Annotated in this window: 13 protein-coding genes and 1 riboswitch; of the genes, 1 reads left to right on the forward strand and 12 read right to left on the reverse strand. The window is 40.5% G+C overall.

Translation table 11 applies throughout. The features are described 5' to 3' along the window. Positions 1-163: 163 nt before the first annotated feature. A riboswitch (SAM riboswitch) is annotated at positions 164-255 on the reverse strand. 225 nt (positions 256-480) lie between these two features. Continuing rightward, positions 481-2532, forward strand: coding sequence for a molybdopterin oxidoreductase family protein (locus tag PQ456_RS15790; protein WP_273613142.1), 2052 nt, complete (start codon positions 481-483; stop codon positions 2530-2532). 26 nt (positions 2533-2558) lie between these two features. Here PQ456_RS15790 and PQ456_RS15795 read toward each other — a convergent pair whose 3' ends face one another. The 12 genes from PQ456_RS15795 to PQ456_RS15850 form a co-directional block, all read right to left on the reverse strand. Continuing rightward, the gene (locus tag PQ456_RS15795; RefSeq protein WP_273613143.1) at positions 2559-3536 is read right to left on the reverse strand and encodes a LacI family DNA-binding transcriptional regulator; all 978 of its coding nucleotides are present in this window, start codon (positions 3534-3536) and stop codon (positions 2559-2561) included. 140 nt (positions 3537-3676) lie between these two features. Further along, positions 3677-5113 carry a glycoside hydrolase family 1 protein gene (locus PQ456_RS15800; RefSeq protein WP_273613144.1) on the reverse strand — a complete coding sequence of 479 codons (1437 nt, stop codon included), beginning with the start codon at positions 5111-5113 and terminating at the stop codon, positions 3677-3679. A 70-nt stretch (positions 5114-5183) separates the two neighbouring features. Then, positions 5184-6281, reverse strand: coding sequence for a GGDEF domain-containing protein (locus tag PQ456_RS15805; RefSeq protein ID WP_273613145.1), 1098 nt, complete (start codon positions 6279-6281; stop codon positions 5184-5186). Positions 6282-6375: 94 nt separating this feature from the next. Further along, entirely contained in the window at positions 6376-7170 is a 795-nt protein-coding gene (locus PQ456_RS15810; RefSeq protein ID WP_273613146.1) for a class I SAM-dependent DNA methyltransferase, read from the reverse strand. A 50-nt stretch (positions 7171-7220) separates the two neighbouring features. Beyond that, positions 7221-8144 (reverse strand): CvfB family protein, encoded by a 924-nt coding sequence (locus PQ456_RS15815; RefSeq protein ID WP_273613147.1) that lies wholly within the window; start codon positions 8142-8144, stop codon positions 7221-7223. Continuing rightward, entirely contained in the window at positions 8141-8488 is a 348-nt protein-coding gene (gene rsfS, locus PQ456_RS15820; protein ID WP_069329867.1) for a ribosome silencing factor, read from the reverse strand. Before rsfS ends, PQ456_RS15815 begins: the two co-directional genes overlap by 4 nt. Continuing rightward, entirely contained in the window at positions 8488-9072 is a 585-nt protein-coding gene (yqeK, locus tag PQ456_RS15825) for a bis(5'-nucleosyl)-tetraphosphatase (symmetrical) YqeK (RefSeq protein ID WP_273613148.1), read from the reverse strand. The genes rsfS and yqeK overlap by 1 nt, the downstream gene beginning before the upstream one ends. Next, complete coding sequence (gene nadD, locus PQ456_RS15830; RefSeq protein WP_273613149.1) at positions 9053-9646, reverse strand: nicotinate-nucleotide adenylyltransferase; 594 nt, start codon at positions 9644-9646, stop codon at positions 9053-9055. Before nadD ends, yqeK begins: the two co-directional genes overlap by 20 nt. A gap of 43 nt (positions 9647-9689) precedes the next feature. After that, the gene (yhbY, locus tag PQ456_RS15835; protein WP_069329869.1) at positions 9690-9986 is read right to left on the reverse strand and encodes a ribosome assembly RNA-binding protein YhbY; all 297 of its coding nucleotides are present in this window, start codon (positions 9984-9986) and stop codon (positions 9690-9692) included. Positions 9987-10004: 18 nt separating this feature from the next. Beyond that, a complete protein-coding gene (gene aroE, locus PQ456_RS15840) occupies positions 10005-10880 on the reverse strand; it encodes a shikimate dehydrogenase (RefSeq protein ID WP_273613150.1) in 876 nt (291 codons plus the stop codon). 36 nt (positions 10881-10916) lie between these two features. After that, positions 10917-12044 (reverse strand): ribosome biogenesis GTPase YqeH, encoded by a 1128-nt coding sequence (yqeH, locus tag PQ456_RS15845; protein ID WP_273613151.1) that lies wholly within the window; start codon positions 12042-12044, stop codon positions 10917-10919. Continuing rightward, positions 12041-12568, reverse strand: a complete 528-nt coding sequence (locus PQ456_RS15850) for a YqeG family HAD IIIA-type phosphatase (protein WP_273613152.1) — start codon at positions 12566-12568, stop codon at positions 12041-12043. Before PQ456_RS15850 ends, yqeH begins: the two co-directional genes overlap by 4 nt. Between the last annotated feature and the right edge of the window lie 86 nt (positions 12569-12654).

Consider the following 12654-nt stretch of genomic DNA (forward strand, 5'->3'; position numbering starts at 1 on the left):
TTCTTGGTTTGCTACTAATAACGTCATCATTTGACAATATAATCAACTGACTCACCGACAATATACAAAAAACCTCTTTCCCACATCAAGGAAAGAGGTTCGCTATCTATTCATTATAATATTCAAATCATACGAATAAAATAATGCAATAATTCATCCTGCTTTCCTATCTCCCAAGCGATTCAAGCTTGCTGGAATTGGCACGTTTTTGCCGAGGTTTCATAGGGCCAGTCCCTCCACCTCTCTGGATAGAAAATCTAATGTATGTAGTTGTCGAAAAAAACTTGCAAATCGATATCAGACACGATAAGGTATAAAACATCTAAATTTGTCGAATTCGAAATAATTTTCTTTATTCTAATTAAACCTAGTAAAAAAGTCAACATTAAATCTAAAATTTAATTTATGATAGTTTATAACGTATTCAAAGTCTATTTCTGCCATTATTAAGGTATGGGTATTACGAAAGGAGCATGATGTATGTCTAGTTATGTTGATCAACAAGATGGAGTATTTCCTTCAGTCTGCTCGCTCGATTGTCCTGATCAGTGCGGACTGCTTGTTCATAAAGAAAAAGGTAAAATTATCAAAATCGCTGGAGATCCTAATCATCCTGTTACCAAAGGGAACATCTGTAACAAAGTTCGTAATATGACAGAACGTATCTATGATACTAAGCGCCTGACTACTCCGCTCAAGCGGATCGGAGCAAAAGGCGAAGGTCTTTTTGAACCTATTTCTTGGGAAGAAGCGATTACTACAATTACTTCCAAGTGGAAAACATTAATATCCACTTCCGGCCCTGAAAGTATTCTCCCGTATAGCTTCTATGGCAATATGGGCAATCTATCTGCTGAAGGGATGGATCGCCGCTTTTTCCACCGGATGGGGGCAAGTCTTTTAGAGCGCACCATTTGTACAGCCGCTGGTTCAGCAGGTTATAAATATACAATGGGTGGCAGTATTGGTACCGATCCTGAAGATACGGTAGATACAAAGCTATTTATTTTCTGGGGCATTAATGCAGTTAGCACTAATATGCATCAAGTGACTTTAGCGCAACAAGCTCGCAAAAAAGGCGCTAAAGTTATTGTGATCGATGTGCACAAAAATCAAACTGGACGATCTGCGGATTGGTTTATTCCGATTTTGCCAGGAACAGATAGTGCACTCGCTCTAGGGATGATGCATATTTTATTTGCTGAAGACAAAGTGAATGAGGATTTTATGAAGCAATATACAGTAGGACACGAACAATTGCGTGAGCATGTAAAGCAATATGACCCTGCTACTGTATCCACAATTACAGGCGTGCCTGTCGATGATCTATATCAATTAGCTCGTATGTATGGCGATGCTAGCCCTGCTCTGATTCGTATCGGAAATGGTCTACAACATCATGATAACGGCGGGATGAATGTACGTACGATTGCCTGCCTACCTGCTATCACAGGACAATGGTTAGTACGCGGTGGCGGTGCTATTAAGTCTAATACGTTCCAACTAACATTTAATGAAAATGCATTACAACGTCCAGACTTATTGGCTAATCGCAATACTCGTTCTTTTAATATGAATCAATTGGGACGGGTATTATTAGAGGAGTCTGAACCTGTGCAATCGCTATATGTGTACAATTCTAATCCAGCAGTTGTGACTCCAGAAGCTACGCTTGTCAGACAAGGATTAGCACGAGACGATTTGTTTACTGTTGTGCACGATCTCTTTTTAACTGAAACAGCTAAATATGCAGATATCGTTTTGCCAGCAACATCTGCTTTTGAAAATACCGATTTCTATGCTTCGTACTGGCATCATTATATGCAGATTCAACAACCAGTTGTTGCTCCATATGGAGAAAGCAAATCCAATACCGAAGTATTTCGTTTGCTTGCTAAGACCATGGGTTATGAAGATGAAGCATTACAAGATAGTGATGAGCAGTTAATTCGGCAAGCGCTGGATCATCCTGCTAATCCTGCACTGAAAAATATTACGTATGATTCATTAGTTCAGCATCAATATGTCAAAGCAGATCGACAATATATTTTCCCGGATCGTCTGCCTACACCAAGTGGCAAAATTGAACTATATTCAGCCGATATGGAACGTGATGGATTACCACCACTACCAACCTATACACCACTTCATGAGCAGGGCACTCATCCTTATATTTTTGTACCGGGGCCTAATCATAACTTTTTAAATTCAACCTTTTCGAACAATGCCAAACATATCGGTCTTGAAAAGTCACCCAAGCTATTTATGAATACAATAGATGCGCAAAATGCTGGTATTGAAGATGGCGACTGGGTAACCGTCTGGAATGAACGGGGGTCTTGTGAACTGCTTGCTACTGTAGGTGAACATGTATTGCCCGGCGTTGTCGTCAGCCAGGGGCTATGGGCAGACACTGACAATCAGCAAGCTACCCATCTAGTCAATGCACTCACGTCAGATCGCTTGGCTGATATGGGCGGTGGTGCAACCTTCTTCTCCGGTCGTGTCGATGTAATCAAAAAATTAAGTTAACTCCTTTTATCCAATAATCGTTCACTTCACACACTATGGCGTTCGATTAACGTATAAGGAATCTGTCGCTTGACCGGCATGATAGTAGCATCAAGGCTACGTTCATAAAATAAAGAAAACGCTTGTCTGCCGATTTCTTGTAAATTCTGATCGATCGTAGTGAGTTGTAATCCGGCAGAGATCGGTTGGTTATCATACCCGATAATTGCTAACTGCTCAGGAATACGCAATCCATATTGACGTGCGCCTAACATAACACCTGCGGCGGCTTCATCCCCTGTTACAATTAACGCAGACGGAGGTGACTCCATAGTCGCAATCCGCTTGGCAATCTGTTCACCATCACTCATATGGATACAATCTGGAAAAATCCACTCCTGATACACTTCAAGCCCTGCGGCATGGAGTGTATTTTGGTATGCACGAAATCGCTCCTGACTGCTTGCACTTGTTTTGCGACCGATACAATAACCGATACGAGTATACCCATGATCTAATAAGTACTGAATCCCGCTACAAAAAGCTCCATAATGATCGGTATATACAGCGGATAGATTGGATTCTTCTGTATATTCGCAGACAACGATCGGCCCTGAATCACTGTATGATTGTAATTCTGCCCAGGGTAATACACGTGAACATGCAATGATTCCATCCACCTGTCTTGTACTGAGCATATGTAGATATTCTCGTTCTTGATCTGGATTATACGAAGTCTGACATAGCAATACATGATAACCATATTGATAAGCTTCTTCCATCACACCTGCAATAATAGCGTGATAATACGGATGATGACTAAATGGTAAAATCAAACCAACCGTTTTGGTTTTACCACGAATCAGATTAATAGCTTGTGAATTAGGGGTGTAGCTATTTTGCTCAATGACCTGTTGTACCCGTTCTCGTTTATCTGCTCTAACATAAGGATGATTATTGAGTACTCTAGATACGGTAGACACCGAAACTCCTGCTTGCTGGGCGATTTGCTTAATATTGACCATAAGTGACTCCTTTCTTGTCATCATAAATCTTACACGATTACTTGTATCATAGCTCAAAATAAGACCAACGATAAACAACCGCCTGTTTTCTTGAACATTCTATCCAAGACAAGGCGGTTGTTATACATATCATTATTAAATTATAACTGTTCTCCGTTACTTTCAATTACTTGCTGATACCAGTAATAGCTTTTCTTCGGAATACGACGCATATCTTTTTCACTATCTTCGTCACGATTGATATAGACGAATCCATAACGTTTCTGATAGCCATTCAACCAGCTTAACAAATCGGTAAATGACCAACTGCAATAACCAATTAGATCTACACCGTCAGCAATCGCTTCACGACATTGTTCCAAATGAGAACGCAGATAATCGATGCGATAATCATCTTGGATACTTCCATCAGCTTCTAGCTTATCGAATTCGCCTAATCCATTTTCAGTAATAAAGACAGGCAGTCCATAACGGCTCGTAATACGACGTAATCCAATTCGCAAGCCGATTGGATCGATCGCCCAGTCCCAATTTGACGTTTCTAAATGAGTATTAGGCTTTGTTTTGTATAGACCTGGTCGTCCTGTATCTTCATTACTTCCTTTTTGTCCGGTAGTATTCATTTTGCCTTCAGCGACACCATCAATCGGATTAAATTCATACGTAATCGTCTGATAATAATTAACACCGACAAAATCAGGAATCCCTTTAGTTAATAATTCGATATCGCCTTTTTCAAATGTGGGAGCCAAACCGTGCTCTTCCAGATAACGAAGTGCTACCTGTGGATAATGACCCAGACAATACGTATCCAGCCACCAGTTATTTTGAAATTCTTCTGCATTCTCATACGCCAACATATCACGAGGCTGACTACTAGCCGGATAAGAAGGAGAATAAGCAAAGCTAGGGCCAATTTTACCGTTCGGTACGTAGTGACGGAAAGATTCGATCGCTTTGGCATTAGCTAGAAAAGCAATATGATTGGCTTCATAAAAACGTTTGCGATCATGCACACCCGGTGGATGCATCGCTGTAATAAACGCATGGTTAGAATTATAATTTTGCTCATTAAGAGATACCCAGTACTTTACTCGATCTCCATAACGTTTATACAATGTAATACAGTATTGATTGAAATCTTCGATCATTTCTCTGGATTCCCAAGCTCCGTATTCATCTGCGAGTGCTTGTGGAGCATCCCAGTGGTATAACGTTAATACCGGTTCGATCTGATTAGCTAACAATTCATCAATTAATTGATCATAAAAGATCAAGCCTGCTTCATTGACTTCACCTTTACCCTGTGGATAAATACGTGGCCAGCTAATCGAAAAGCGGTATGCTTTAAGACCTTGTTGCGCCATTAGAGCAATATCTTCTTTGTAACGATGATAATGATCTACAGCTACATCTCCATTGGTACCTTTGAACGTTTTGCCCGGAATTTTGGTAAATGAATCCCACATCGAAGGTCCTTTACCATCTTCGTCCCAAGCACCTTCTACTTGATATGCCGCCGAAGCTGATCCCCATAGAAAATCAGTCGGGAACGCTTTTTTCTGTTCGTGATGCATTTGTACTCCTCCTTCAAGCTAATGATGCTTTTATGATAAAGTATGAAATGCATTTCAGATCAAGCTTTGTTTATGATAGTGGCTTAGCTAATTGTACCTGATTCCGTCCAGCCGACTTGGCTATATACAATGCTTGATCTGCTTGTTCAAACATGTTTTCAGGCTGATCCTGCGGATAACAACTTACACCGATCGATATCGTAATATGAATCACTTGTCCATCGTCTAATTGAAAATCGTGAGCTTCGATCTTTTTACGAATCGATTCTGCTATTTTTAACGTTTTTTCGATTCCACAGTCATTTAAGATCGCAGCAAATTCTTCTCCGCCTTTACGAGCACAGTGATCATTAGAACGCATAGCCTCTTTTAACAATTGAGCTATTTGAATCAATACCGTATCTCCATTTAAATGTCCATACGTATCATTAACATCTTTAAAATAATCAATATCTAAAAGGAGCAAACCAAAAGGTTGTGGATAATGCACCAAATTTATCGTTTTTTGTTCAAACATTTTTTCAAATGCACGTGGATTATGAAGCCCTGTCAAAAAATCAAGATTGGCTGCTTCACGCATTAATAACAATGCATCATCGGTACGTTTCATATAACGAAGTAAATAATAAACAAACAATACCCCGGGAATATAAAACGCTGCAAAGACTATAATCGGAAAAAAGGAGTGTTCCCCTAGTACAGAAATTACAGATAAAGCATATACACACAAAATCCCGATCATCATGCGTAGCCAGTAAGATAACGCCAGCTCTTTGCCTTTTCTCATAAATAATCCTGTAATCACAAACGTAAAGATCGCATTAAAAAATCCGATAAATGAACTAAAATTGATAGGGTCTATTAAAAATAAGCGATACACTCCAATAATGACAGCCGTGATCAAACTACTTAATGCTCCACCAAAGTAAAACGACAATATAATAGCCACCTGACGAAGATCCAGTACTATCATAGGTGACAAACGAAAAGAGAAATATTTAGTCAATAAAATTCCAATTATTCCCGCAATAACACCGGATAGCAATTTGACATACAATGACTGGATATTGATTCGTTTACTCAGCCATTTTAATATTAAATTACCAAAAAAGAGTGTAGTTGTTAGAAATGTAAGGTTGTTCAGAAGCGATTGAATAATAGTCAGCATCTCAAAATCCTCATCTGTGAATTTGCAAAGCAGTATAGATTATTATATCAAAAAAAGCTCCCTATACTGGGAGCTTCTATTAAATCATATCATATTATTTAATCGCTACAAAGAATAATCTAGCAGCATCTTCCCCAGCTTCTACCCATTCAAAATCAGCATAACAATGCACATCTCGAAAACCGGCTTTGATTAATTCTGTTTTCAACCATTCTGGATCATAAGAACGTTGAACATGAGTTTCTTCAAAACGTTCATACAGCGCATGACGCTCTTCACCTGTACGGGCAAAAATCGTCAAATGATGCTCAATCTCGGTACGAACTTGATCATATTCACATGTCCATAAATACGAAACAGAACGCTCATCTAACATAAAGGGTTGCTCTTCATCATAACGGCGTAATGTCCGCGGATGGTGGACATCAAAAACAAATGTACCGCCTGATTTGAGCCCTTTGTATGTCGATTGAAACGTATCAACGATATACTCGGGTTCTGTTAAATAGTTCAAACAATCGCAAAACGAAATTACGCTATCGACCGGTTCAGGCAACATCCAGTGCGTCATATTTTGACACACCCAGTTCACACTACCGTTTTGAAAAAGGCGATGTCCTTGTGGAGTCGATTCTAGCTTGTCTTTCGCTACAGATAACATATCTGATGATAGGTCTATTCCTGTCACCTGGAAACCTGCATTCACAAGCGGAATCGTAATACTACCGGTTCCACATCCAAGTTCTGCCACTGTACGAGGCATACCATATTTATCCCAGACTTCACGCACAAAGCGTAGCCAATCCGGGTAAGGCATATCTGCCATTAATTCATCATATACATAAGCAAATTTCCGGTACGACAATACGCTAACCGTCCTTCCGTACATCTGCAATATCGATTACAGAATGATCAATTCATACTACTAACGGCTAGTCTTTAAGATTGCTTTTCTTCTTCAGATGAAGATGCTTCAGAAGAATCTGCTGGCTTAACTAGCATCGTCCAGTTTTCTTTCTGCTCTACAATACCTTCGCGCATCAATTTACCAAGTGCACGCTTGAACGCAGATTTACTAATGCCAAATCGTTGCTTGATAATATCAGGTGTAGTGGTATCTGAATACGGCATAGCTCCATCAGGACGTTCTTGTAAGAAAGCAAGTAAGCGCTCTGCATCTTGATCGCGGCCCACTTCTTTACGAGGAATCATCGATAGATTCACACGTCCATCTTCGCGAACTTGTGTTACACGTACATTGACTTTTTCACCGAGACGAAGCATACGACTGCGCTCGCTTTGATGAATCATACCCAATGCTCCAAATCCAAGTACGCCACCTTCTACAATCACAAATGTTCCCATTTGTAATGGACGATAGACTTGTGCATCTAACCACAGGTTCACCCATGATTCAGGAGCGTGAAAAGTATGCTCCATAAATTCAAGTTCACCTGCTAATTTAGCACGTAGACGACCTTGACGATCATGCTCCATCATCACATAGACTTCATCGCCTACTTGCGGACGAAGTTCTTTGAGTTCTGGCATTTCGCTCAAAGGTAATAACAACTGACGACCTAGTCCCATTTCAAGAAAAGCTCCTAGACGTGGATGTAGATCAGCTACAGTTAGCTTTGCCATTCCACCTAGTGTCAAAAATGGCTTTTTCATCGTTGCTGCTAGACGGTCTTCGGTATCATGGAAAATAAAGACTTCGATATGATCGCCTATTTTGATTTTTTTGGTGATTTCACTGTAATGAAGCAATACATCGTTTTCTCCATCGGATAGAAAAAAACCATACGGCGATACTTCACGCACCAATTCAAGCGTTAATACTGTACCGGATTCAAAACTCATACGTTCTCCATCACTTTAGCATCTGACCACAGACGCTCGATATTATAGTATTCACGCTCATCACGATGGAAAATATGCACGACGACATCGCCAAGATCCATTAGTACCCAACGAGCTGCATTCACGCCTTCCATACCACGGATCTCTGCTTTGGCATCATGCATTACTTTACGGATTTCACTTGCAATCGCTTGTACTTGTGTATCCGAGTTACCATGACAGATTACAAAATAATCAGCGATCATGGATACACCACGTAAATCTAGTGCTACCAGATTGCTTGCTTTTTTACTTTCAGCTGCTTCTACAGCAAGTTGCAATAATTGTTCAGGATTCAATTTCATTAAAGTTCCCCCTCGAGTTCTAGCTGTTTGACCAAATCGTTGCGAGATAAAACCGTTAACGGAAAAATAACTTGTCGTCTAGCCAGCAATAAATGAATCGTCGAATCAAATCCAGCTACCAATCCAGCTTCAAGACTATGCTCAGCTAGACTGCGAATATGATCTACTCCTGGAAAATCACGTCCAGGTTCTATATAATCAGCCAAACAAATTACTTTCTCCAACACAGTCATACCGACACGTCCAGAGGTATGATAACGAATCGCATTCAATATTTCTTCATCGTCCACACCGTATTCTGTCTGTGCCGTATATGCTCCCACTTCAGCATGCCATAACGGCTTGTCATACAATAATAGTTCATCATTTAACGCTTGTTCGCGTAATACTTGTTCTTGACGTTCAGTACTCCAATATTTCGCTACATCATGCAAAATGGCAGCAATCTCTGCTTTGACCGGATCAGCGCCATATCGCTTAGCAAGTACAATTGCTGATTGCATTACACCTTCGGTATGCTTCCAGCGTTTTTGTGGCATTTGAGCGGATACAGATGCCTTCAACTCATCGCGTGTCAGGTTCATAGATACCGCTCCTTTGTATATATTCATTCACTAGATCATGTACCATATAACGAACAGATTTTCCTGCTGCTAGACGTTCACGGATATCTGTAGATGAAATATCAACTTGTGGCATATTCACCAGCACTACTTTTTCCTGCAAATAATCCGGTAAATCTTCTTTACGAATGACCGAACCCGGACGACCTACACCGATAAATGTAAGCACCTGTGCCAGTTCTTCAATCCCATGCCATTGTGTTAAAAAGTTCACCATATCTGCACCGATAATAAAAAAGAATTCATGCTCTGTATACCTTGCTCGTAATTCACGAATTGTATCAATTGTGTAGGATACGCCTCCGCGGACAAGCTCTATATCCAATGTACGAAAAGCAGGATTCGTTCCTACTGCAAGCTCCACCATCTGAAGACGTTCGTCTCCTCCAGCTCCCGCTTCGTGCTTATGCGGCGGAATATGTGACGGCATAAACCAGACTTCATCTAACGTACAACCTTGAAGCGCTGCTTCTGCTGCTAACATATGACCGATATGCACAGGATCGAATGTTCCACCCATAATACCGACTTTCATGAATACACCACCGAATACGATTTTATAATAAAAATAAGATCAATTACGCTTTTGGTAATTCAATTTGTTTGTGGTCTTTGGATTCTTTGTACAAAATGATTGTACGCCCAATCACTTGAACCAACTCGGATTTAGTGCTTTTTGCTAATTCTTCTGCCAAATCTTTTGGTTCTTCCAGACAGTTGTTTAATACTGAAATTTTCATCAATTCGCGCGTTTCAATCGCATCCAGTACATGACGAACAATCCCGTCATTCATACCGCCTTTACCGATTTGAAAAATCGCATCCAAATGATGAGCTTGTGAACGCAAAAAGCGTTTTTGTTTTCCTGTTAACATATATTTCTCCTTCAATACCTATTCTTTTTGATGATTCATCGCTTCTAGTAAAGCACTACGCATCACAGATATAGGCGCAGGTTCCCCTGTCCAATACTCATACGCATAAGCCCCTTGATAAACAAACATACCTAATCCACCAATTACCGTACAACCACGACTTTTAGCTTCACGTAACAAACGCGTTTCTAACGGATTATAGATCAGATCGCTAACGACAATTCCTTCTGGAATTTGACGCTGTTCTAGTGGTGTATCATCACTATTCGGTGACATACCGATCGAGGTTGTATTAATAAGTATATCGGTCTGCGGAAGAACTTTATCGAGTGTATCGTAGCTACCACTTTGTACTTGTAAAGTGTCATGACTGAACTCTTGAGCTAGTTGTTCAGCTTTATCCAATGTACGATTAATGATCGTTACACTTGCTGGTTCTTCTCGCAACAAAGCATATACTACTCCACGCGCAGCACCACCTGCACCTAGAATCGTAATATGTTTACCCGATAACTCACTATTTAATTCTTCTTTTAGAGATCGGACATAACCGATACCATCGGTGTTATATCCTTTTAATTTGCCATCTTTGATAACCACTGTATTAACAGCGCCACAGCATATCGCTGATTCATCCAGTTCATCCATCAATTTCATCATTTCAACTTTATGAGGAATGGTGACATTGAATCCGCTAAAGCCTAGCGCTTTGGTACCTGCTACAGCTTCAGCAAGATGCTCTGGCTTCACATGTAAAGGAACATACATCCCCGGAATACCTGATGCTTCCAACGCAATATTATGCATAGCTGGTGATTTGGAATGCCCGATAGGATCTCCCATAACACCTAACAAAAGCGTATGATGAGATGAATTTGTTTTCCGGTTTGTCATTGTATAGTTCCTCCTGTGAATTAAGATAGGCTTACATTAAATCAATGATGGACGCATCATTACTTTGACACCTTTAGGTAAATGAATAGCAGCTAATGCGCCTGTACTGCCGTTCACTTTGATCCAACCCAAGCCTGAAATAAATAGATCGTATTGTGAGCCGCGAGGAACACGGAATTCATGACGTGTCCATTCTGGCAAGTCTGCTAAATGTTCTTTGGTTGGAGGTGCAAGCATTACTCCTGCATGATCTGCAAATAAGTCATCTGCACGTTCCAATTTGGTACGATGAATTTTGAGACCGTTATTAATGAAGCAAGTAAATGATTGACGACCACCTTCAAGGTAATCGAATCGTGCCATCGCTCCGAAAAAGAGTGTCTGACCTTCATTTAATTGGTATACCATCGGTTTAAGCGGTTTGTCTGGCATAATCGCAGCCAAATCCTGCTTGGTTACGAGTTCCGTATAACGAGATTCATATACTATTCCCGGTGTATCAATAATAAAATGTCCATCATCTAAAGGAATATTCACAGTATCTAACGTTGTACCCGGATAACGAGAAGTGGTTAGTTCTTCTTCCAGATCACTATAATCCGAAATTAGACGGTTGATCAGTGTAGATTTCCCTACATTGGTCGCTCCAACTACATACACATCACGATTTCCACGCATCTCACCTACAACTTCAAGAATACGCTCAAATCCTGTATTTTGCTTGGCACTACAAAGAATGATTTCTTCGGTTTTGAGTCCGATTTCTTTCGCTTCTTTTTGTACCCAGTTACGCAATTTGTTCCAATTGGTGACTTTCGGCAACAAATCAATTTTGTTCACAGCTAAAATCACAGGATTATTGCCTACAAAACGTTGCAATCCTGAAATAACGCTACCCTGAAAATCGAACAAGTCGACAATATGGATTACCAGTGCATCTTTTGTGCCCACTTCACTGAGCAATCGCAAGAATTCGCTCTGATCTACCGTTACTGTCGACGATTCATTATAATTGCGGATACGGAAACAGCGCTGGCAGACTAGAGGTGTTCTTTCTAGTGCTTGTGCTGGTAAATATCCTGGTAATTCAGGCGCGTCCATCTGTAGTGTAATACCGCATCCACTACATTTCGCACCAGCGGTAAGACCGCTTTGTTCTGTCATTTATTGTTTTCCTCCTCGGACCATAGTCCTTTTCTACGCAGTCGTTTTCTGGCAAACCGTTCGACCTTACGGTTAACTTTGGTTCTCCAACCTTCATCAGCAGCAGCGATAGGCAATACTAGAATCGTAAATAAACCGAGTCTGTTGCCACCATATACATCTGTTAACAATTGGTCGCCGATAACAATAGTCTGTTCTTCGCTCCATTTCATCAGCGTCATTGCTTTGCGAAATGGTGCATTGGACGGCTTGCGTGCCGCATGCACAAATTTGATATCCAGTGGTGTAGCAAATAAGGATACCCTGCTCATATTGTTATTCGAGACGATAATCAGCTCGAAGCCGTATTTTTTTACTTTAGCAAACCATTCAATCAATTCCGGTGTCGCATTTGGCGCTTTGGCACCAACGAGTGTGTTGTCTAAATCTGTAATGATTCCACGATAACCTTTGGCATACATTGCTTCTAGATCAATATCAAATACAGTATTCACGCGCAACTTGGGTACGAGCATCTCAAACAAGCTTTATTCACCTCGGTTTCATACGACAAACTATATCATAAGTGTAACCTATCTGACAAAAAGAAACGCCGCATCAGCGGCGTTTT

Source organism: Paenibacillus kyungheensis, assembly GCF_028606985.1.
Classification (GTDB): Bacteria; Bacillota; Bacilli; order Paenibacillales; family Paenibacillaceae; genus Saccharibacillus; species Saccharibacillus kyungheensis.

Excerpts from the sequence above, each read along its gene's own strand:
- PQ456_RS15790 (WP_273613142.1), top strand. The coding sequence starts at position 481 with ATGTCTAGTTATGTTGATCAACAAGATGGAGTATTTCCTTCAGTCTGC.
- PQ456_RS15795 (WP_273613143.1), bottom strand. The coding sequence starts at position 3,536 with ATGGTCAATATTAAGCAAATCGCCCAGCAAGCAGGAGTTTCGGTGTCT.
- PQ456_RS15800 (WP_273613144.1), bottom strand. The coding sequence starts at position 5,113 with ATGCATCACGAACAGAAAAAAGCGTTCCCGACTGATTTTCTATGGGGA.
- PQ456_RS15805 (WP_273613145.1), bottom strand. The coding sequence starts at position 6,281 with ATGCTGACTATTATTCAATCGCTTCTGAACAACCTTACATTTCTAACA.
- PQ456_RS15810 (WP_273613146.1), bottom strand. The coding sequence starts at position 7,170 with ATGTACGGAAGGACGGTTAGCGTATTGTCGTACCGGAAATTTGCTTAT.
- PQ456_RS15815 (WP_273613147.1), bottom strand. The coding sequence starts at position 8,144 with ATGAGTTTTGAATCCGGTACAGTATTAACGCTTGAATTGGTGCGTGAA.
- rsfS (WP_069329867.1), bottom strand. The coding sequence starts at position 8,488 with ATGAAATTGAATCCTGAACAATTATTGCAACTTGCTGTAGAAGCAGCT.
- yqeK (WP_273613148.1), bottom strand. The coding sequence starts at position 9,072 with ATGAACCTGACACGCGATGAGTTGAAGGCATCTGTATCCGCTCAAATG.
- nadD (WP_273613149.1), bottom strand. The coding sequence starts at position 9,646 with ATGAAAGTCGGTATTATGGGTGGAACATTCGATCCTGTGCATATCGGT.
- yhbY (WP_069329869.1), bottom strand. The coding sequence starts at position 9,986 with ATGTTAACAGGAAAACAAAAACGCTTTTTGCGTTCACAAGCTCATCAT.
- aroE (WP_273613150.1), bottom strand. The coding sequence starts at position 10,880 with ATGACAAACCGGAAAACAAATTCATCTCATCATACGCTTTTGTTAGGT.
- yqeH (WP_273613151.1), bottom strand. The coding sequence starts at position 12,044 with ATGACAGAACAAAGCGGTCTTACCGCTGGTGCGAAATGTAGTGGATGC.